The organism is Nonomuraea sp. NPDC050547 (assembly GCF_044457345.1).
GTDB lineage: Bacteria > Actinomycetota > Actinomycetes > Streptosporangiales > Streptosporangiaceae > Nonomuraea.
The window spans coordinates 808,941-829,605 of sequence record NZ_JBITGW010000001.1 but is presented as its reverse complement, the minus strand read 5'-3'; the positions used below and the strand labels follow the sequence as shown (position 1 = coordinate 829,605).

Sequence of the window (20,665 nt, the reverse complement as noted above, 5' to 3'; positions counted from 1 at the left end):
GAGTTTTCCCGTGGCAGGTTCTCAAGAGGTCGCGATCGTCGGCGCCGGTCTTGCCGGCTGCCTGCTCGCCTGCTACCTGGCCAGGCGCGGGCACCGGGTCACGCTGTACGAACGGCGGCCCGACCCGCGCGCGGAGGGCGCGGAGCGCGGCCGATCGATCAACCTCGCGCTGTCGGAGCGCGGGCTGTCGGCGCTGCGCGGCATCGGCCTGGAGGAGCAGGTCATGGCCGAGGCGCTGCCCATGCGCGGCCGGCTGATCCACCCGGTGCGGGGCGAGCTGGACCTGCAGCTCTACAGCTCCGACGGGCTCCGCTCGATCAACTCGATCAGCCGGGCGCGGCTCAACGCGGCCCTGCTGGACGCCGCCGAACAGCACGCCGAGGTCCGCTTCGAGCACCGGCTCACCGGACTGGACCCGGCCACCGGGACCATGCGCTTCGAGGGCGGGCAGGAGGAGAAGGCGGCGGTGGTGCTCGGCGCCGACGGGGCCGGCTCCGCCGTACGGGCGCGGCTGGCCGAGAACGCGGGACTGCGCGAGCGCACCGACTTCCTCGGCCACGGCTACAAGGAGCTGACGATCCCGGCGCGGGACGGCGCCTTCGCGATGGACCCGGGCGCGCTGCACATCTGGCCGCGCGGCTCCGCCATGATGATCGCGCTGCCGAACCCGGACCACTCGTTCACGTGCACGCTGTTCTGGCCGAACGAGGACTTCGACGCGCTCGACTCACCGCAGGCGATCGCGCGGCACTTCGGCGAGGTGTATCCGGACGCGGTCCCGCTCATCCCCGGCCTGGTGGACGACTTCGCGGCCAACCCCGTCGGGCGGCTGGGCACGGTGCGGGCCGTACCGTGGCAGGCGGGCGGGCGCGTGGGGCTCATCGGCGACGCGGCGCACGCGATCGTGCCCTTCTACGGTCAGGGCGCGAACTGCGCGTTCGAGGACGTCGTGGTGCTCGACCGCTGCCTGGACGAGACCGGCGACGACTGGGGCCGCGCGCTGCCGAGGTTCGAGCGGCGGCGGCGGGCCGACACCGAGGCGATCGCCGAGATGGCGCTGGCGAACTTCGTCGAGATGCGCGACAAGGTCGCCTCGCCCGTCTACCGGCTGGCCAGGCGCGCCGAGCACGCCCTGCAGGAGGCGCTGCCCGGCCGCTACGTCTCGCGCTACGAGCTGATCTCCTTCTCCACCGTCCCGTACGCGCGGGTGCGCCGCCGGGTCCGCCGCCAGCAGCAGGTTCTCGGCACGCTCGCCGCTCTGGGCGCGGCCGCGCTGGTGTTCGGAGTGGCGCGGCGCTTCAAGGGTGCTCAGGGGCGTCCGACGCTCATGTAGGTGAAGCCGAGGGCGCGCATGGTGGCCGGGTCGAGGTGGTTGCGGCCGTCGAACAACACCGGCCTGCGCATGGTGTCGCGTACCTCGGCCCAGGGCACGTGGCGCAGCTCGGGCCAGGCGGTGGCGAGGATCGCGGCGTCCGCGCCGGCCAGCGCCTCCTGCGGGCTGCCATGCCGTACGGCCGACGCCCAGGGCTCGGGCTGCCCGTCGGGGGCCAGCGGATCCCAGCACGTCACCTTGGCGCCCTCGGCCAGCAGCCGCGCGGCCAGCACGGTGCTCGGCGCCTCGCGCATGTCGTCGGTGCCCGGCTTGAACGTCATGCCGAGCACCGCGATCCTGGTGCCGCCGAGGCCGCCGAGCGCGTCCTTCAGCTTCTGGATGGCCCGCCGCTTCTGCAGGTTGTTCACCTCGATGGCGGCGTTCAGCAGCTGGGTGTGGTGGCCGGTGTTGCTGGCCAGTTGCTTCAGCGCCTCGGAGTCCTTGGGGAAGCAGCTGCCGCCCCAGCCGATGCCGGCGCGCAGGAAGTGCGGGCCGATCCGGTGGTCCAGTCCGACCGCCTTGGAGACCTGCTCCACGTCCGCGCCGGTCAGCTCGCACAGGACCGCGATCTCGTTCATGAAGCTGATCCTGGTCATGAGCATCGCGTTGCTGGCCAGCTTGACCATCTCGGCCGAGGCCACGTCCATCACCTCGACCGGCCCGTCCACGCCTTCGTGCAGTTCGGTGACGAGCCCGACCACGCTCTCGTCGGAGGCGCCGACGACGACCCGGTCCGGGCGCATGAAGTCGGCCACCGCCTGGCCTTCCGCGGTGAACTCGGGGTTGGAGGCGTAGCCGACGTGGGCCAGGCCGCTCTCGTCGAGCACCGCCCGTACCCGGGCGCCGGTGCCGACCGGGACCGTGCTCTTCACCACGACGGCCTTCAGGTGCTCGGCGCCCTTCAGCGACTCGACCACCGACCAGACGCGCGACAGGTCGGCGTCGCCCGCCGCGGTCGGCGGGGTGTCCACGCAGACGTACACGATCTCGGTGTCCGCGAGGGCTTCCTCGGCGCTCAGCGTGAAGGTGAGGCGTCCGGCGTTGCCCGCGATCAGCTCGCCCAGGCCGGGCTCGTGGATCGGCACCCGCCCGGCGTTCAGGAGGCGGATGCGCTCGTCCTGGATGTCGCGGACCGCGACGGTGTGGCCGAGCTCGGCCAGGCACGCGGCGGTCACCAGGCCGATGTAGCCGGCCCCGAAAACTGCGATCTTTCGCATCTCTTCCTCACCTCTTCACCCGCAAGAGTGCCCGAACAGGACCAGGCTCAGGAAATCGGGGTGAAGGGTGCTTCTATAGTGGTCCCACAGACATCCGATGAAAGGCAATATTTCAGGTCATGGCGATACAGTCGTGGTTCCCCCAGGCCAAGCTGGGGATCTTCGTTCACTGGGGCATCTACGCCGTCGACGGCGTGGCCGAATCGTGGTCCTTCTTCGACGGCCGGGTCGGTTACGACGACTACATGAAGCAGGTGGACGGGTTCACCGCCGACCGCTTCGACGCCGCGCAGTGGTCGGATCTGTTCGCCGAGGCGGGTGCCCGTTACGCGGTGCTGACCGCCAAGCATCATGACGGTTTCGCGCTCTGGCCGACGGCGTGGTCGGGGCTGCGCACCGAACGCGACTTCGTCGGCGAGTACGTGAGCGCGATGCGCGAGCGCGGGCTGCACGCCGGGCTGTACTTCTCGCACCTGGACTGGTCGCACCCCGACTACGCCAGCGTGGGCACCGGCGGCAACCGCTTCGCCCACCCGGAGCCGGGCAAGGAGGATCCGGCCGCGTGGGAGCGGTTCCTGGCCTTCCACCGGGGGCAGTTGCGGGAGCTTCAGGAGCGTTACGCGCCCGACCTGCTGTGGTTCGACGGCGACTGGGAGCGCGACGCCGCGACCTGGAGGATGAGCGAGCTGCGCGAGGAACTGCTCGGCCGGCAGCCGGAGGTCGTGATCAACGGGCGGATGCAGGGCGAGGGCGACTACGCCACACCCGAGCAAGGCGTGCCGATCGAGCCGCCGGCCGGTCCTTGGGAACTGTGCCTGACGATCAACGATTCGTGGGGCTACCAGGGGCACGACACCAACCACAAGTCGGTGCGCCAGCTCGTCCGGATCTTCGCCGAGACCATCGGCGGCGGCGGCAACCTGCTGCTCGACGTGGGACCGCGCGCGGACGGGACGATCACCCCCGAGCAGACGGCGCGGCTGCGGGAGCTGGGCGCCTGGATCCGGCCGCGGGCCGAGGCGGTCTACCCGACGGGACGCGGGCTGCCGCCCGGCCACTTCAACGGGGCCAGCACGGTCTCGGCCGACCGCCGGACGCTGTATCTGTTCGTGTTCGACCGGCCCAACGAGTTCGTGGTGCTGCGCGGGGTGCGCAACAAGGTCACCTCGGTACGCGTGCTGGGCGGCGCCGGTGACCTGCGGCACGAGCGGTTCGGCGGGCTGCACGAGGTGCCCGGATGGGAGTACGTCTACCTGGCCGACTCCGACCTCGATCCGCTGTGCACGGTGCTGGAGGTCCGGCTGGACGGGGAGCTGGAGGTCTACCGTGACCACACCCGCGACTAGGCGCGTGGCGATCTGCGGTATCGGGACGGAGTCGAGCACGTTCAGCGCACACCGCACTGGTTACCACGACTTCACCCTTTGGCACGATTTTTCGCGTTATCCGTTTCTTCGTCAGGACTCTGGGCGGTGGCCTGAGGAGGTGGCGGGGGTCCGGGTGGAGTTCGTCCCGATCCTGGTCGCCCGTGCGCTACCGGGCGGCCAGGTCACCCGGGAGGCGTACGACCGGCTGGAGTCCGAACTGCTCGCCGGGTTGCGGGCGGCGGGGCCGTTCGACGGCGTCTACCTGGACCTGCACGGCGCGATGCACGTCGAGGGCCGCGACGACGCCGAGGCCGCGCTCGCCGCGGCGGTCAGGGACGTCGTCGGTCCCGGCGCGCCGATCGCCGCCTCCATGGACCTGCACGGCCAGGTGTCGCGCCGCTTCGCCGAACTCGTCGACCTGCCCACCGCCTACCGCACCGCCCCGCACGTGGACGTCGAGGAGACGCGCGAGCGCGCCTGCCGCCTGCTCGTCCACGCGCTGGCCGAGAACCTGGACGTGGTCCGCTCCTGGGTACGGCTCCCGCTGCTGCTGCCCGGCGAACGCACCAGCACCCGCCTGGACCCGGCCGCCGCGATCTACGCCCGCCTGCCGGAGATCGAGCGACGCCCCGGCGTCCTGGACGCCTCGATCTGGATCGGCTACGCCTGGGCCGACGCGCCGCGCTCCAGCGTCAACATCCTGACCACCGGCACCTCCCCTGAGGCGGTCACCGCCGCCACCGCCGAACTGGCCGGCGCCCTGTGGCGCTCCCGCGACGCCTTCGCCTTCGCCATGCCCGCCCTGTCACCCCGCGCCGCCATCGAACAGGCGTTGTCCTCGCCACAACGCCCGTACTTCGTCAGCGACTCCGGCGACAACCCGACGGCCGGGGGCTCGGGCGACGCGGCGTTCTTCCTGTCCGGCCTCCTGTCCACCCCCGCGCTGGCGGGCGGCGGGAAGAGCGCGATCTGGGCGTCCTGTGTGGATCCCACGGCCGTGGCGGCATGCGTGGCCGCGGGCGTGGGCGGCGAGGTGACCGTGCGGGTGGGCGGCGTCTACTCCGGCGACCCGCCGGTGCTCCTGAAGGGCACCGTCCACGCGGTACGGCCCGCCGACCCGGTGGGCGGCGACCTGGCCGTGGTCCGGGCCGGAGGCGTACACGCGGTGCTGACGACGCGGCGCAAGCCGTACCACCTCGTGAAGGACCTCACCGACCTGGACCTCGACCCGTGGCGGCACGACCTGACCGCCATCAAGATCGGCTACCTGGAGCCCGACCTGCACCAGGCCGCCGCCACCTCGATCCTCGCCCTCACGCCCGGCGGCGTGAGCCAGGACCTGTCGGCACTGCCCTACACCCGCCTGACCCGCCCCATCCACCCCCTCGATCCCGCCATGCCCGCCCCCGACCTCACCCCCGTCCTGCTGAGACGCTCCCACTGAAATTCACCGCTCAGGCGCCCAGCCCGCGAGGCCGAGTACCCGATCATCGGAGCGGCACAGCCGGCCTGCCACGACCGCAAGGGCGAGGCGAAGCGCCCGTGGGGCCCGCCCGAGCGCGGCCTGCTGGACACGGGGGACCGCACGGCTACGGCCCCTCGCTGACCCGTGGCGGCGCTGCCGACCGGCAGCGGCCCCGTGGCTCCGCGGATGGGTGCGGGGTGTCAAGGGGGCGTCAGGATCGGGGGGTTGGGCATGGGGATTTCATGGCAGGCGGGCCCTGGGTGAGGGGTGCGGGCCGATAGTGGGGGCATGACGGCTATCGCCTCTGATCGGCCTCCCGACGGCAGAACCGCCACCGGCCGCGGCATGGAGCAGTTTCACCACCCTCGCCCCGTCTGCGCCGGCCGCGGCACGACGTTCCGGCCGACGCCTCAGCGTGAACGGCTGATGTCCGGGCTCACCGGGCGGGTGGTCGAGTTCGGCGCCGGTGACGGGGTCAAGCTCACCTGCTATCCCCCCGAGGTCCGGGAGATCGTCCTCGTCGAACCCGATCCGTTCCTGCGGGCCGCGGCGGAGCGGGTGGCGGACGAGGTGCCCGCTCCGGTCAGCATCGTCGGCGGCGGCCCTGCCCGGGTGGCGCTGGACAGCGGCTCCTGCGACGCCGTGGTCTACTCGCTCACCCTGTGCTGCTGCCCCTGCCTGGAACGCACGCTCGCCGAGGCCCGCCGGATCCTGCGCCCCGGCGGCCGGCTGCGCTTCTACGAGCACGTCCGCTCGGCCAACCCCGTCCTGGCCCTGGCCGAGGCGCTGGTCGGCCCGCTCTGGTCGCTGGCCGGCGGCGGCTGCCGTCCCGGCCGCGACCCGGTCGCCGCGATCCAGGCGGCGGGCTTCGTGCTCGAACACCTCGACCGCTTCACCTTCCAGCACGTCAGCCACGTCCTCGGCGCCGCCGTCAGCCCGCCGTCCTGACCACCGCCGTGGGTACGGGCATCGCACGCAACGACACGGCGATCGGCTTCTGCCGGGTCACGGCCGTGGCGCGCGGGCCGTACCTGTCGGTGCGACCGTCCATGACCTGGCGGCGTTGAGTTCCGCGACCTCCATGTCGGTGACGCGGGCGTGGAAGCCGTGCAGCCGCGCCCGCTCCTCGTCGCTCAGCACCTCGTCGATGTGCCCGAAGCCGCCGGGGGCGCGCCGGGCGATCTCGTCCAGGATCTCCTCGACCGCCATCCGGCGGTGATTCTCGACCAGCCGGTTGACCTTGGCGCGGCGCTCGCTCTCGTAGGCGGCGAGGCCGGCGGTGGTGGCCAGGTGGTAGGCGAGGACGCGGGCGTCGATGACGGTCTGCGAGCCGCCGTTCGAGCCGATCGGGTACATCGGGTGCGCCGCGTCGCCCAGCAGGGTGACCCGGCCGCGCGTCCACCAGGGCAGCGGGTCGCGGTCCACCATGGGGAACTCCCACACCTGCGGCGAGCGGGCGATGAGCCCCGCCACGTCGAGCCACGGGAAGCGGCGCTCGCCGAAGTGCTCCAGGACGTCCTCGTGGCGGCCGGTGACGTTCCAGCCGGCTCGCGCCACCGGTCCCGGCGTGCCGGTCCTGAGCTCGGCGACCCAGTTGACCAGCCCGTCGCCGATCGGGTAGCAGACGAACTTCCCGACCTCGTTCGCCCCCGACACGATCATGGTCCGCCCGCCCAGGTACGGCTCCGCCTCAGCCGTCCCCCGCCACATGCGCACCCCGTTCCAGAGCGGCGCCCCCTCCCCCGGATGCAGCCGCGCCCGGACCGCCGAGTGCAGCCCGTCGCACCCGACCAGCACGTCGCCGTCGAGCACCCGGCCGTCCTCCAGGTGGAGCCGGACCCGGTCGCGGTCCTGTTCGAAGCGCTCGGCCCTGCCGGTGACCAGCGCGGAGGGGCCGAGCCTGGCGCGTACGGCGTCGAGCAGGAGCATCTGCAGATGCCCGCGGTGGATGGAGTACTGCGGCCAGCGGTACCCGGCCGCCCGCCCCCGGGGCACGTCCATGATCATGTTGCCGTGGCGGTCGACGTAGCTCATGTGGGCGGTGGCCACCGAACGCGCCTCCAGGTCGCCGGCCAGGCCCAGCTCGGACAGTTCCCTGACGGCGTGCGGCTGCAGGTTGATGCCGGCCCCGATCGGGCGCAGGTCGGCGACCTGCTCGACGAGCACGGCGTCCAGGCCGGCGGCGTGCAGGCTCAGCGCGGTGGTCAGGCCGCCGATTCCGGCTCCGGCGATCAGCACGTGCATGGGTCATCCTCCCGTGTGGTGATGCCAGGCGAGCAGCCGTCGCCCGGCCGCGAGCAACGCCGTGTTCAGCGTGTATCCAACGGCGCCGAGAACGGCGACCGCCGCCCACCTCTGGGGCCGTGCCGACCGGCACCGGCCACACGACCCCGCAGGCGATCGTGGCGATCTGCATCGGCAGCGGGCTCGGGACGGAGTTGAGGGTGCCGACGGCGATCTCCGTGCCGGACAGGTCGGCGAGGGCGCGGACGGGCGAGTCCTTGGCGGCGACGATCCGGTGGGTGCCCTGGCCCCTTCCGTGCGAATAACGCCCCGTTTGTCGGCGATATACACGGGCGCCACGTCGATGATGGGAAGCACCCCGATCACCAGGTCGGCTTTTGCGGTCCAGGCGAATGCCGGACGGTATCCGGACCCGCGCAGGCCGTCAGCGCCAAGCGGGCGGCGACGGCGGTCAGACGGGCTGTCACCGTGGATTCTCCTCTGGCTGGGCGAAATGTCTGGCGGATAACTCCGAATGATCCTCCGATAATTACCGCGAAATTCGGCCATTTCGTCCATACCTCTTGGTAGAAAGCACTCTGTTCTTGATCGGAGCGCGGGAAAGGCAAGGAATTGACGCGAAGAATCGGCAGGGTCCCCCAGCTGCCGCCGGACAGCGGTCTCAACATCGTGATTCTGACCATGGCGGCCTCCATGTCCGGCGACCGGCAGAGCGCCGAGATGCTGGCCGAGTGCGCGGAGACGCTGTTCGCCGAGGGCGACGACGCCGACGCGCTCGACTGGTTCTCGCTCATCGTGGAGGGCGGCGAGCCCGAACTCGCCCCGCACGCGGCGCTGCGCATCGGCGACGTGCTCATCGACGAGGACCTCGGCACCGCCCAGGCCGCCTGGCGCCACGCCGCCGACCACGGCGCCGGGCAGGTCGCGAAGACCGCGCGCGAGAACTTCGAGGTGCTCGCCCGCCACGACGTCGAGCCGCGCACCAGCCCCGCCACGGCCGAGGAGGTGATCGGCCGCGCGGCACTGGCCCGCGGCCGCATGTGGGTCGCGGAGGGCGACCTGCGGGCGGCGGCCCATGCGTTCGGCCAGGCCACGGAGTCGCCGATCCCCGACCTCGCCGCGGAGGGCTTCGCCTACCTGGGCTCGGCGCTGGCGCTGGCGGGCGAGCCCGACCAGGCCGTGCCGGTGCTGGAGCGCGCGATCGCCACCGGGCACCCGCGCTACGGGCCCATGGCGGCGGTCGACCTGTCGTCCATCCTCAGCGGCCGGGGTCAGCACGACCGGGCGATCGCCGTGCTCAGGCAGGCCCAGCGCGGCGAGGGCTGGGCCGCCTCCATGGCGGCGGTCAACATCGGGGTGCTGCTCGCGCGCGAAGTGGGCGACCTCGACGCCGGTCTCGCCGAGCTGCGCCGCGTCGCCGCCGGTCCCGACCCGATGGCGGCCTCCGGCGGCCTGTTCAACCTCGCCACCCTCCTGGAGGAGAACGGCGACGCCGCCGGCGCGCGGCGCGCCTACCAGGACGCCGTGGCCCTGCAGCAGCCCATGTTCAGCGGGAAGGCCGCGGTCAACCTCGGCATCCTGGAGACCAGGGAGGGCGACCTCCAGAGTGCCGAGACCGCCTGGCGGCTGGCCGTACGGGTCGGCGGGCCCGAGGACCAGGCCAAGGCGCACGACATGCTGGAACGGCTCAGCCTCCTCGACCCGGCCGACTCCCTGTCCAGGGGCGCGAACCTGCTGGCGGAGGGCGAGCCCGAGGCGGCGCTGCGCGAGTTCGAGCTGGCCATGGACAGCGGCCATCCGCTGCACGCGCCGTGGGGCGCAGCCCATGCCGGGTTCCTGTTCTCGATCGAGTCGGGCCGGCAGGGCGCCGAGGCGGGCATCGGCCGGCTGCGCGAGGCGGGGCGGGCCGAACTGGAGCCGCGGGCGTGGGTGCTGTTCGGCGTGCTGGCCGTACGGCACGGCGACCTCGACGCGGCCGAAGCCGCCTGGCGCACCGTCGCCCGTACGGCCCGCGACGCCTTCCCCGCCGCCGCCTGCCTGCTGTGGGTGCTGCACCGGGACCCGGCGCAGGCGGAGGGGGCGTTCGGCTGGGTGCTGGAGGTGGCCGGCGACCTCGCGCGCGACGTGGTGGAGGCGGCCGAGCAGATCGGGCACGTGCGCGCCCGCCACGGCGACGAGGCCGGGAGCCGGCAGGCGTACGAGACGAGCCGCAGGCTGGCGGCGCTAGCGAACTGACGGGTGCCCGGTCTCGGCGGTCTCCTCGCGCAGGGCCTCCCACAGGAGGTTCAGCGGATGGTCGGGGGCGTAGCGTTCGCGTTCGCCCTTCCTGGTGAACACCGCGGAGACCATCTCGACCTTGGGCTCGACGTCGTGCACCAGGTCCACGACGCGTAGCGGCCCGCCTTCCGCGACGCGTCTGGCCAGGGTGCGGGTGACGATCATGCAGCCTCTGGCCAGGCGGGAGCGCAGGAGGGCGAGGCCGTACTGGACGTCCTCGATCTCCGCGGCGATCGTGAGGCGCTCGCGGAAGGCCGGCCCGAACCAGCGCGTCAGGAAGTCGGCGATCAGCCCGCTCCCCGGCACGACCAGCGGCAGCTTCGCGAGCGCGCTGACCGGCGCCGAGGGGCCGGGCAGGTCCTCGTACGGCAGGTTCGTCAGCAGGACGGGGCTGCCGCGGCGCCATTCGAGCACGTCGTAGGCGTCGTGGGCGGCGGGCGCGCCGACCGGGGTGACGACGCTGCCGCACAGCAGGTCGACCCGGCCCTCGTCCAGGCGCGGCCAGAAGTCCTTGGTGCGCACGTGCACGAGCCGGAACTCCACGCCGCGCCGCGTGAACTCCGCCGCCACCCGCTCCCACGCCCGCGACAGGATCCACAGCGTGAACTCGGTCGTGCCGGCGGTCAGCGTCGTGCCGATGCGCCGCCGGCCGGCGTGCACGTCGCCCATCAGCTCGGCCAGCACCTCCTGCGCCCGCTCGACCAGGCTCTCGCCGGTGGGGGTGAAGGCGAAGTCCTTGCCCCTGCCACGCTTGCTGACCAGTACCTCGCCGCAGAGCTCCCGGTAGGTGCGGTTGAGGCTGTCGAGCTGCTTCTGCACGCTGGACTGCTCCCTGCCGAGCAGCCGCGCCGCCTGCAGCGCCGAGCCCGTCCGCCGGACCACGGCCAGCGTCCTGAGCTGGTCGAGGCTGGTGTCGAGCAGCGCGGGCGGGCAGCTCAGCAGCAGGGCCAGCGGCTCGTCGGGCGGCACCAGCTCAGGTAAGGGCGCGGACATGCCACGAACCTACTGCCTCAGCCGCCGCGCCCCAGCCCCGCCTCGCGCGCCTGGACGATCGCCTGCGCCCGGTCGGCCACCTGGAGCTTGGCGAAGACGTTGGAGACGTTGTTGCGCACGGTCTTCGGCGACAGGTGGAGGCGCTCGGCGATCTCGCCGTTCGAGCGGCCGGCCGCGATCAGCTCCAGCACCTCGCGCTCGCGCGCGGTCAGGTGCGGGAACGGCGTAACCCCCGGCACCTCGCCCCGCGCCAGCCGGGCGAAGAACCCGCTCACCCGGGCCGCCAGCGCCTGCCCGAAGATCACCTCGCCGCCCGCGACCGCCGTGACGGCCCGCAGGATCTCGCCCTGGTCGGCGCCCTTGAGCAGGTAGCCGCGGGCGCCGGCGACCATCGCCGCCAGCACGGTGTCGTCGTCCTCGTGCATGCTGAGCACCAGCACGCCCGCCTCCGGCACCTCGGCCACGATCCGCTCGGTGGCGCGGATGCCGTCCATGCCGGGCATCTGCAGGTCGAGCACGACCACGTCCGGCCGCAGCCGCACGGCCAGCTCAACCGCCCCCAGCCCGTCGGCCGCGGTGCCGACCACCTCGGCCCGCCCGGTCGAGTCGAGCATCATGCGCAGTCCGTCGCGGTAGACGGGATGGTCGTCGGCCAGGACGACCCTCGGCACGCTCATCCGGCCCAGCCCGACGGCAGGACCGCGTGGACCCGCGTGCCACCGCCCGCGCCGGGCGTGACCGCGCACCGGCCGCCCAGCTCGCGCGCCCGCTCCCGCATGGCGATCAGCCCCACGCCCGGCGCGACCTCGGGACCCACGCCCCGGCCGTCGTCGACCACCTCGACCTCCAGCTCGCCCTCCGCCGTGCTCAGGCGGATCTCGCACGTACGGGCCGCCGCGTGCCTGGCGACGTTCACCAGAGCCTCGCACACGATGCGGTAGGCGGCGACCTCCGTCGCGGCGGGCAGTTCGCCCAGGTCCGCGGCCACCCGTACGCGCACGTCCAGGCCGCCGCCGCGGAAGCGCTCGGCCTCCCGCTTCAGCGCCTCGGCCAGGCCCCAGCGGTCCAGGGCGGGCGGCAGCAGGTTGTGCACGAGCCGCCTGACGTCCTCGATGACCGTGCCCAGATCGCCCCGCACCTGGCCGAGCACCTCCCCCGCCGCCCGCGGATCGCGATCCAGCAGGTTGCGCGCCGCCTCCACCTTCAGCGCCGCGGCGGCCATGGCCGGGCCGAGGCCGTCGTGCAGATCCCGGCGCAGCCTGCGGCGTTCCTCCGCCACGCCGGTGACCAGCCGCCCGCGGCTGAGCCGCAGCTCCTCGGTGAGCGCCGCCGCCCGCACCGCCGCCGCCGTCTGGCGTACCACGTCGGCCAGCAGTCGCTGGTCCGCCTCGGCCAGCCGCCCGCGCGGCACCAGCGCCAGGCGGCCGATCCGCTCGCCGCGGTAGGTGATCGGCAGCACGAGCGCGTCGGCGCGCGGCTCGCCGTGCTCGGCCGCGAGCGTGCCGCCGTCCTGCCCGTCGAGCTCCACCCTGACGTACGGCGAGCCGAACGCCCGCGACACCGCCCGCGCGGCCTCCGGCAGCGGCCCGCCCGGCCCGCTCGCCTCCTCCAGCCGCTCGGCCAGCGCCGACACCACCTCGTACGGCTCCACCCTGCCGGTGAGCATCCGGTTCACCCAGCGGCGTGCCCGATCGCGGACCGGGGCGTAGGCGACGGCGACCACCGTGGCGGCCAGCACGGCGGCCACCGGCTCGTCGATCAGGGCGCCCAGGCCCACGAAGACGGGGACGTCGACGGCCACCACCGCCACGGCCAGCCCGCCGTACAGGATGGTCCAGCCGAGCAGCGGGTCGATGTCGTAGAGCCGGTAGCGGCCGACGGCCACCAGCACGGCGCCGGCGACGGCCAGCAGCGACGCGACGAACGCCAGGTCCTGCGGGATGCCGTCGACCGCGAGGGGCAGCACGATCAGCACGCCGTTCAGCACCGCGGCCAGCGCCATCCAGCGCAGCTGAGCCCGCAGCACACCCTGCGAACCGCGGAAGCGGCGCACGAACGCCACCACGGGCACCGCCGTGCTCAGCGCCAGCAGCACGGGTACGGCCGGCAGCACCGACAGCCACACCCGGTCCGGCGGGAACGGAAGCGGAAGGTCGACCCCTGGCCACGGGCCGCCCGGCCGCGCGGTGTCCGCGACCAGGCGCCAGGGGACCGTGACGAAGACCGCCACCGCGAGCCCCGCCGAGGCCAGCGTCACCCAGGCCGCGGGCCGCCAGCGCCGGGTGGGCAGGCGGCCGTCGGGGAAGTACAGCAGGACGAGCGGGGTGACCAGGTTCAGCAGCGGGCCCAGGCGGGCGCCGGTGAACAGGGCGGCGGAGGTCAGCGGGAGCCGCCCGCCGTACACGTGGAAGGACAGGACGGCGTACGCGGCGCCGAGCCCGTTCAGGCCGGCCACGAGGGCGCTGCCGAGCAGGAGCCAGGTCATCGGATGCCGGGGCAGGCGGCTGGACAGCACCAGTCCGGCGCCGGCCAGGGCCAGGGCCGGGATCGTGGACGACCAGATCGACCAGTCGAGGGGTTCGGGGCGCGGGGCCGTACCGGAGAGAAGGTCCAGCCAGGTGGCGGCGAGGACGCCGGCGGCGGAGAGCACGGCCACGGCGGTGGCGGCGGCTCTGGGCAGGGGGTACCAGAACACCGTGCCAGCGTGGCACAGCCGGACACCCGTGACAGGTGACCGGTATCCCTCTCGAACCGGGACATCTGCCCCTGGTGGCCCGGGACGGCGGCGGGAGAGCGTGGGTGCCTCATCGACCTTCAGGAGGCACCAATGATCACCCACAGCACTTCGGCCGGGGTGGAGGGCGGCCGGCTCGCGGGGGCGCTGCTCTCCACCGGCGCGGCCGCGTGGGCCGTCGGCACGGTCGTGGTGGGCGAGAAGATCCAGGAGGGCGTCCAGACGCTCGACACCGTCACGGGGATGATGTTCGTGGCGGGCGTCTGGGCGTTCGTGTGGCGGGTCTGGACGGCGCGGGCCACCGGCGAGCGCCTCGGCCGGGTCGTCCCCTTCGGCCTGCTCGTGCTGCTGCCCGCCGCGTTCCTGCTCAACGTCCTGTCCTTCGGCTACGCCACCCACGACGCGTTCCCGCTCTGGTTGCAGGTCCTGGACGCCGCGTGGCCGCTGAGCATGCTCGGGATGCTGGCGCTGGGGATCACGATCGCCGCCGCCGGGCGGGTCGAAGGGCCGCTGCGGTGGCTGCCCCTGGCGGCCGGGCTGTGGTTCCCGGTGACGATGGCGGCCCAGATCCTCGGCGGCCCGGCGGTGTCCACGTACGTCAGCGCCGCCTGGCTGATCGGCACCTACGGCGTCATCGGCCTGCTGATGGCCAGGCGCTGAGCGGACGGCGCGCGGGTTTGCCAGGGGCCGGACCCACGGGGACCATAGGGAGTCATGCGCGCACCCGACCCGAACGCCGAGCAGGTGAGGGCGGCCGTCGAGGCGTTCCGCATGCTCAGCGACGGCACGCGGCTACGGCTCATGTGGCTGCTGTCATCGGGCGAGTACGACGTCGGGTCGCTGGCCGAGGCCGTCGACGTGCCCCGGCCGTCGGTCTCGCAGCACCTGGCGAAGCTGCGCCTGACGGGACTGGTGGAGACCCGCAGAGACGGCCGCCGGGTCCTCTACCGGGCACGCGACTCCCACGTGCGCGCGCTGATCCACGAAGCCCTGTTCCACGCCGGCCACGAGGTCTCCGGCATCCCCCGGCACGACTGAACACGGCTACGAGCCGGTGTCCACCACCGTCGGAACGTCCTCGAACACCAGGGCGCGCAGGGCGTCGGCCGCCGCGCGGTCCAGCACCGTCGCGCTCGCCGCCGGCCCCGGCGAACCGGCGCGAACCTGGGCGAGCAGCCGCCGCCAGCGGCGGCTGTGCCGGTCGAACGTCGCGGCCGGCACCACCCGGCCGCGCGCGTGCTGCCCCTCCAGCGCCGTGCGCGGGTCCACGTCCAGAAGGATCAGATGGAACGGCCGGCCGCGCCGCCTGGCCAGCCACGCGAACCCATGCAGGACGTGCGGCCAGGCGCCCCGGTTGTGCGCGACCACGGAATGCCCAGCGGCCAGTTCGCGCCCGATCCGCGACACGTGCCCGACGTAGACCACGAACGTCCGCACCGGCTTGGGCGCCCACGACAGCCTGCGCCCCCACCGGTTACGCGACTGGCGCGAGTCGATCACCCGGACCGGGCCGACGGCCACGGGCTCGTGCTCGTCGCCGGTCAGGCCGTACAGGCGGGTCAGCAGGGTGCTCTTGCCCGCCCCCGGCAGCCCGGTGAAAATCACGAGCGAGCCGGGCGGGTAACGGAGAGCCTCGCCGGATTCCACGTGGCCTCCCGTTATGGCATGAACGTCGGCGCACACTCTACCCGGCCCCCGTGGGGAAGACGTCGAAGTGGACGATGACCCGGGCGGTGCCCGGATGGTCGGGCCCGCGCTCGTCCGACACCACGCGATAGGGCTCGATCACCTCCATGACGGCGTCGCGCATGGCGATGCTCTCCTCGGTCGTCAGCCTCAGGGAACGGCGCGACAGGCCGCTGGCCTCGACCCATTCCCTGGGGGTGCCGGCTTCCTCGGCGAGCCAGCGCTCCAGTTCGGCGCCGCGCTGCCGTACGAGGTCCTGGAGGAGGACGCGGATGACGCCGAGCGCCTCGCCGTCGGCGGCGTCCTCCGGCGTGCCGTAGCCGAAGCCGCCGGGGGTCACCCGCCAGTACTTCTCCTTGCCCTTGCCCATCCCCTCCGCCACCTCGATCATCCCGTGCCTGGCCAGTTCGCGCAGGTGGTAGCTGGTGGAGCCGGTGTTCTCTCCGACGCGGCCGGACAGCTGGGTGGCGGTGGAGGGGCCGAGTTCCTCCAGGAGTTCGAACAGTCGCAGTCGCAGGGGGTGCGCGAACGACTTCATGGCGTTCACGTCGAGAGTTCTCTTCGAAAACCGCTTGCCGGCCATCTGCGTGCAAACCTATCTTTGCAAAGAAATACATGCACAGTTTTCTTTACACACTAGCGGAGCCGTGATGCGTTCGTTCGGTTTTCTGTGGTCGTCGTCGGCGCTGTCGAACCTAGCCGACGGCGTCCTCAAGGTGGGAACCCCTTTGCTGGCCGTCACCTTGACCCGCTCCCCGGCGGAGGTCGCGCTCGCCGGCGTCGCCACCACACTGCCCTGGCTCCTGCTCGCCCTGCCGGCCGGCGCCGTGGCCGACCGCCAGGACCGGCGCCGCATCATGGTCCTGGCCAACGCCTTCCGCGCCACCCTGCTGGTGGCCGTCGCCGCCTTCGCCTGGTCCGGCACGCTGTCGCTCTGGATCCTGCTGGCCGCCGTCCTCCTGTCCGGAACAGCCGAGGTCTTCGCCGACACCTCCGCCCAGTCCGTCCTGCCGATGACCGTCCCCTCCGACCGCCTGGCCTGGGCGAACGGCCGCATCGTCGGCGCCCAGACGGTCGGCAACGACTTCATCGGCTCGCCGCTGGCGGGCGTCCTGGTCGCACTCCTCCCACCCGCCATCCTCGGCGCCCCCGGCATCCTGTACGGCTTCGCCGGCCTCCTGCTCCTGGGCATGCGAGGCACCTACCGCCCCGCCCCCGCCCCCGCCGAAGCCCACCTGGCCACCCGTCCCAGCGCGCCCGCACACGCCGCCCCGGACCAGGCCGCCACTGGCCCCGGCACGCCCAGACGCGCCACCCCCGATCCGGCCGTCTCCGGATCGCCCGCGCACCTCGCGCCCGATCCGGAGGGCATCGCCGCCTCGGGTTCCGGAGGCTCGGAGGCGTCCGGGTCGGGGGGCGCGTCCGGGGTGGACGGTGAGGCGGGGCCGTACAGGCGGAGTCTGGTGGGTGACATCGGCGAGGGCCTGCGGTACCTGTGGGCGCACCGGTTCCTGAGGTTGCTGGCGATCTGCAGCGGGATGCTGAACCTCGGCAACGCCGCCTTCTTCGCCGTGTTCGTGCTGTGGGTCGTCGGCCCGGGATCGCGCATGGAGCTCTCACCCGCCGCGTACGGCCTCATGATGACCGCCTTCGCCGTCGGCGCGGTGGGCGGTTCGTTCGTGAGCGACCGCGTGATCCGGTGGGGCGGCGAGGGACGGATGCTGGTGGGTTCCTGGCTGCTCAGCAGCCTGCTCCTGGCGGCCCCCATCCTGGCGCCCCACCCGGCCGCGCTGTTCCCCGTGGCGGTCCTGTGGGGCGCCACCAACACCTGGTCCAACGTGATCGTCATCTCGACCCGCCAGCGGATCATCCCCGAGGGCCTGCTCGGCCGCGTCAACTCCGCCTACCGGCTGATAGGCATGGGCGGCATGCCGATCGGCGCCGGGGTGGCCGGCCTGATGGGCGAGACGTGGGGCCTTCTATCGGTCTTCATCGCCTCGGTCGTGATCTGCCTGGCCGCCGTAGCCCTGATCGCCCGCGCGATCCCCGCCTTCACCCCCGCAACCCCCCAGCCCTAACCCCCTCGCCCCTGTGGCGGAAGGCACGCGTCAGGCGAATGGGCGGGTGCCCCCACGGGTGGTGCGGGGGTGTGGCCGACACGACGGCAGGGGCGAGCGGTGAGCGCCATGAGAGGCGTACGGACACGGTGGCGCGCGGTGGGGTGCGGGCGAGTGACAGATGTGAGGGAACGGCGTTGAGCGCGGGCGGGTGACGGGCGGAGGGACGGCGTTAAGGGCGTGTGGGTAGGGGTTTGGGGGGTGGGGTGCCGAGTTGCGAGGCTCTGGGGGCTGGGGCGCGCGAGGGGTGGGGATCTAATTTCCGGGGCGTTGAGCTGGACCTTGACTATTCCCGACATAACCAGATCACGTTAGGTACCCTATGGCTTGCGCTGAGATGACATGATTGCCCCGGAGCAACGAGGGGATGGCATGCGGGAGATCGGCGGACGGTACCTCCTCAGCGAGGAGGCCGGTCGTGGGGGTATGGGAGTCGTCTGGCGGGCCTTCGATCAGCTCCTCCATCGAGAGGTTGCCCTCAAGGAGCTGACGCTGGCCGGTGAGGCCGAGGTGGTGCGCAGGCGAGTGCTGCGGGAAGCCCGCATGGCCGCCGGACTGACGCACCCCAACATCGTCACGGTCCACGACCTGATCGAGAAGAGCGGCAAGCTCTGGATCGTCATGGAGTACCTTGACGGCCTCTCCCTGCACCAGCTTCTCTCCCAGGTGGGCACGCTGCCCGCCCAGAGTGTCGCCGCGATCGGGCAGCACCTGCTCGCCGCCCTGCGTACCGCGCACCAGGCGGGCGTCCTGCATCGCGACATCAAGCCGGCGAACGTGATGCTCACCGGCGACCGCGTGGTGCTCACGGACTTCGGCATCGCGACCGCCGAGGGCGACATCCGCACGACGACGTCCCGCCGTCTGCGCGGCACCCCGGCGTTCATGGCTCCCGAGCGCCTGTACGGCGGCGCCGCCACCAAAGAGGCCGACATGTGGTCCTTCGGCGCGACCCTGTACAGCGCCCTGGAGGGCCAGCCGCCCTACCCGGGCCAGGACGCCGCGACCGTCCTCGCCATGGCCCGCACCGGCAGCTTCCCGACCCCCCGCCGCGCCGGAATCCTCCGCCCGCTGCTGGAGGGCCTGCTGCACCACGACCCGGCCCGCCGTTTCACGAACGAGCACACGGCCGGTCTGCTGGCGGGCGTGCGGGCGAGCAGCTTCCAGGCCGCCATCTGACGACCCGGGTTCAGCAGGTCATCAGGTGCATGGCGGCCAGCGCCTGCCAGGGCCGCCACCGCTCGGGGTCGACGCCGCCGGGGAACAACCTGGCCACGGCGGCGTGCAGTGAGGGGTCGGACGCGGGCCACGCCTCGGGATCACCGGTCCGGAAGGCCAGGTCGGAACCAGTCTGAGCGGTGAGATCGGCCGGCCTGGCGAACCCTAGCGCCTCCAGCTCGGCCTCCGTGAACGCCGCGGCATCGGGGAAGACGTGGGTGAGCCCGCCGGGCAACCCGGGCACGGCCGTACCGAGGCCGCGCACCAAGGTCGCGAGCCCGTCAGCCGCCACGCGCGCCACGACGATCTCCAGCGGATTCCACGCACCGGGAACCGTCAGCCCCGGACGGGACGCCACCAGAGGCCCCAGAACGGGATCCGCCCCCAGCGCGGCGGCCCCGGGCGCCGGATCGGTGTCGAGGCCCAGCAGCCGGCCGACCTGGTCCACGACGTGGATGAGCCCCTCCCAGTAGGGCAGGTGGGCGGTCAGCACCAGGTGGCCGGGATCGCGCCCGGCCCGCACTTCGAGCACGCCGGGCGCCCCGTCCAGGCTCACGGTCCGCCGGTACGCCCCGTCGCGCACCTCCTCCACCCCCGGGATCGCGCGAGCCCCCAGATAGGACCGGACGGCCGGCCAGTCGTACCCCGGCAGAACGGGCAGCCGCAGCGCGAGCCCGCCGTCCGCCACCAGCCGATCGGCGCGGTGCCGGCGGTCGCGCAGTTCGCCGGGCGCGGCGTGGAAGATCTCCCGCATGGTCCTGTTGAACTGCCGCAGGCTTCCGAACCCCGACGCGAAGGCGATGTCCAGCACGGTCAGATCGGTGTCGTCCAGGAGCCGGCGGGCGAAGTGGGCCCGCCGCGACCGCGCCAGCTGGTCCGGGCTGGCACCCAGATGCTTCAGGAACAACCGGCGCAGATGCCGCGGCGACACGCCCACCCGCTCGGCCAGCGCCGCCTCGGTCCCGCCGTCCAGGACACCGGAGATGATCAGCTGCCAGGCGGCGCACACCAGCCGGGGCACGTCCGCCGACACCGGCCCCGCCACCCGGTACGGCCGGCACCGCAGGCACGCCCGGAACCCGTCCGCCTCCGCCGCCCCCGCATGCCCATATAGCCGGATGTTCTCCGCCAAAGGCCGCGACCCACACCCAGGACGACAGTAGATACCCGTCGTCGCCACCGCCGAATACACCGTCATATCCCATGTCTACGCCACCCCACACCCCAAGGCCGGACATATCCGGACGCGCGGAAGACCGCCACGTAGAGTCGGAGCATGCAGGATCTTGAGCGGTTCGCGACCCTGACCACCGCGCACCTGGCCGACGGATGCATCCGCGCCGGCGTCCAGGTCCGCTGCGCGCCCTCGGCGGTGCGCGCCGTGGTCCCCGGCTCCCGCGTGTTCGGGCGCGTCCTGCCCGCCCGGCACGTCGGAAGCGTCGACGTGTTCCTGGAGGCGTACGAGTCGGCCGAACCGGGCGACATCCTCGTGGTCGACAACGACGGCCGCACCGACGAGGCCTGCGTCGGCGACCTGGCCGTGCTGGAGGCGCGGGCGGCCGGCGTGGCCGGGGTCGTCATCTGGGGCCTGCACCGGGACACCGCGGACATCAGGGCGATCGGGCTGCCGGTGTTCAGCATGGGCGCGCTGCCGACCGGCCCGCTGCGGCTGGACACGCGGCCCGCCGACGCGCTCGGCAGCGCCCGCGTGGGCGAATGGACGGTGGGGCGCGGCGACCTCGTGGCCGGCGACGAGGACGGCGTGCTGTTCGTGCCGGCCGAGCGGGCCGCGGAGGTGCTCGGCCTGGCGGAGGGGATCAGAGACGCCGAGCGCGGCCAGGCCGAGCGCATCCGCGGCGGCCGCTCCCTGCGCGAGCAGCTGCGGTTCGCCGACTATCTGGCGGAACGGCGGGCCGCCCCCGGCCTCACCTTCCGCGAGTACCTGCGCTCGGTGGGCGGCGCCATCGAGGAGTGA

At 73.1% G+C, this 20,665-nt stretch carries 18 protein-coding genes; 10 read left to right on the top strand and 8 right to left on the bottom strand.

The window, feature by feature from the left end:
- Nucleotides 1–10: 10 nt before the first annotated feature.
- Nucleotides 11–1,333 (top strand): FAD-dependent oxidoreductase, encoded by a 1,323-nt coding sequence (locus tag ACIBHY_RS03870; protein ID WP_397246614.1) that lies wholly within the window; start codon nt 11–13, stop codon nt 1,331–1,333.
- Here the strand turns inward: ACIBHY_RS03870 and ACIBHY_RS03865 are convergent.
- Nucleotides 1,309–2,589, bottom strand: coding sequence for a UDP-glucose dehydrogenase family protein (locus tag ACIBHY_RS03865; protein WP_397305864.1), 1,281 nt, complete (start codon nt 2,587–2,589; stop codon nt 1,309–1,311). The two genes, ACIBHY_RS03870 and ACIBHY_RS03865, sit on opposite strands and share 25 nt — an antisense overlap.
- Before the next feature lie 119 nt (nt 2,590–2,708).
- Between ACIBHY_RS03865 and ACIBHY_RS03860 the strand changes: the two genes are divergently transcribed.
- From ACIBHY_RS03860 to ACIBHY_RS03850, 3 genes are all read left to right on the top strand, one after another.
- Nucleotides 2,709–3,935, top strand: a complete 1,227-nt coding sequence (locus ACIBHY_RS03860) for an alpha-L-fucosidase (protein ID WP_397246610.1) — start codon at nt 2,709–2,711, stop codon at nt 3,933–3,935.
- Complete coding sequence (locus tag ACIBHY_RS03855; protein WP_397305863.1) at nt 3,916–5,400, top strand: M81 family metallopeptidase; 1,485 nt, start codon at nt 3,916–3,918, stop codon at nt 5,398–5,400. Before ACIBHY_RS03860 ends, ACIBHY_RS03855 begins: the two co-directional genes overlap by 20 nt.
- Nucleotides 5,401–5,709: 309 nt before the next feature.
- Nucleotides 5,710–6,369 (top strand): class I SAM-dependent methyltransferase, encoded by a 660-nt coding sequence (locus ACIBHY_RS03850; RefSeq protein WP_397305862.1) that lies wholly within the window; start codon nt 5,710–5,712, stop codon nt 6,367–6,369.
- A gap of 57 nt (nt 6,370–6,426) precedes the next feature.
- On the opposite strand, the gene ACIBHY_RS03845 is transcribed toward ACIBHY_RS03850, so the two are convergent.
- Entirely contained in the window at nt 6,427–7,665 is a 1,239-nt protein-coding gene (locus tag ACIBHY_RS03845) for a flavin-dependent oxidoreductase (RefSeq protein ID WP_397305861.1), read from the bottom strand.
- Between the two features lie 612 nt (nt 7,666–8,277).
- Here ACIBHY_RS03845 and ACIBHY_RS03840 point away from each other — a divergent pair.
- Nucleotides 8,278–9,900: a tetratricopeptide repeat protein gene (locus ACIBHY_RS03840; RefSeq protein ID WP_397305860.1), complete on the top strand. Its 1,623-nt coding sequence runs from the start codon at nt 8,278–8,280 to the stop codon at nt 9,898–9,900.
- Here ACIBHY_RS03840 and ACIBHY_RS03835 read toward each other — a convergent pair.
- Genes ACIBHY_RS03835 through ACIBHY_RS03825 form a run of 3 tightly spaced genes read right to left on the bottom strand, consistent with a single transcriptional unit; the run spans nt 9,889 to nt 13,630 of the window.
- Complete coding sequence (locus ACIBHY_RS03835; RefSeq protein WP_397305859.1) at nt 9,889–10,935, bottom strand: LysR family transcriptional regulator; 1,047 nt, start codon at nt 10,933–10,935, stop codon at nt 9,889–9,891. The genes ACIBHY_RS03840 and ACIBHY_RS03835 overlap by 12 nt on opposite strands.
- A gap of 17 nt (nt 10,936–10,952) precedes the next feature.
- Nucleotides 10,953–11,612, bottom strand: coding sequence for a response regulator (locus tag ACIBHY_RS03830; RefSeq protein WP_397305858.1), 660 nt, complete (start codon nt 11,610–11,612; stop codon nt 10,953–10,955).
- Nucleotides 11,609–13,630: a sensor histidine kinase gene (locus ACIBHY_RS03825; protein ID WP_397305857.1), complete on the bottom strand. Its 2,022-nt coding sequence runs from the start codon at nt 13,628–13,630 to the stop codon at nt 11,609–11,611. Before ACIBHY_RS03825 ends, ACIBHY_RS03830 begins: the two co-directional genes overlap by 4 nt.
- Nucleotides 13,631–13,762: 132 nt before the next feature.
- Between ACIBHY_RS03825 and ACIBHY_RS03820 the strand changes: the two genes are divergently transcribed.
- On the top strand, nt 13,763–14,329 hold the full coding sequence (locus ACIBHY_RS03820) for a hypothetical protein (RefSeq protein ID WP_397305856.1): 567 nt from the start codon (nt 13,763–13,765) through the stop codon (nt 14,327–14,329).
- A 54-nt stretch (nt 14,330–14,383) separates the two neighbouring features.
- Nucleotides 14,384–14,707, top strand: a complete 324-nt coding sequence (locus tag ACIBHY_RS03815) for an ArsR/SmtB family transcription factor (protein ID WP_397305855.1) — start codon at nt 14,384–14,386, stop codon at nt 14,705–14,707.
- A gap of 6 nt (nt 14,708–14,713) precedes the next feature.
- Here the strand turns inward: ACIBHY_RS03815 and ACIBHY_RS03810 are convergent, their stop codons facing one another.
- Complete coding sequence (locus tag ACIBHY_RS03810) at nt 14,714–15,316, bottom strand: AAA family ATPase (protein ID WP_397246592.1); 603 nt, start codon at nt 15,314–15,316, stop codon at nt 14,714–14,716.
- A 37-nt stretch (nt 15,317–15,353) separates the two neighbouring features.
- Nucleotides 15,354–15,893, bottom strand: a complete 540-nt coding sequence (locus tag ACIBHY_RS03805; RefSeq protein ID WP_397305854.1) for a winged helix-turn-helix domain-containing protein — start codon at nt 15,891–15,893, stop codon at nt 15,354–15,356.
- Between the two features lie 112 nt (nt 15,894–16,005).
- On the opposite strand from ACIBHY_RS03805, the gene ACIBHY_RS03800 reads away from it, so the two are divergent.
- A complete protein-coding gene (locus ACIBHY_RS03800) occupies nt 16,006–17,433 on the top strand; it encodes an MFS transporter (protein ID WP_397305853.1) in 1,428 nt (475 codons plus the stop codon).
- Between the two features lie 411 nt (nt 17,434–17,844).
- A complete protein-coding gene (locus tag ACIBHY_RS03795) occupies nt 17,845–18,651 on the top strand; it encodes a serine/threonine-protein kinase (protein WP_379612862.1) in 807 nt (268 codons plus the stop codon).
- Nucleotides 18,652–18,661: 10 nt separating this feature from the next.
- Here the strand turns inward: ACIBHY_RS03795 and ACIBHY_RS03790 are convergent, their stop codons facing one another.
- Nucleotides 18,662–19,888, bottom strand: coding sequence for a bifunctional transcriptional activator/DNA repair enzyme AdaA (locus ACIBHY_RS03790; RefSeq protein WP_397305852.1), 1,227 nt, complete (start codon nt 19,886–19,888; stop codon nt 18,662–18,664).
- Between the two features lie 78 nt (nt 19,889–19,966).
- Between ACIBHY_RS03790 and ACIBHY_RS03785 the strand changes: the two genes are divergently transcribed.
- Nucleotides 19,967–20,665 (top strand): RraA family protein, encoded by a 699-nt coding sequence (locus tag ACIBHY_RS03785; protein ID WP_397305851.1) that lies wholly within the window; start codon nt 19,967–19,969, stop codon nt 20,663–20,665.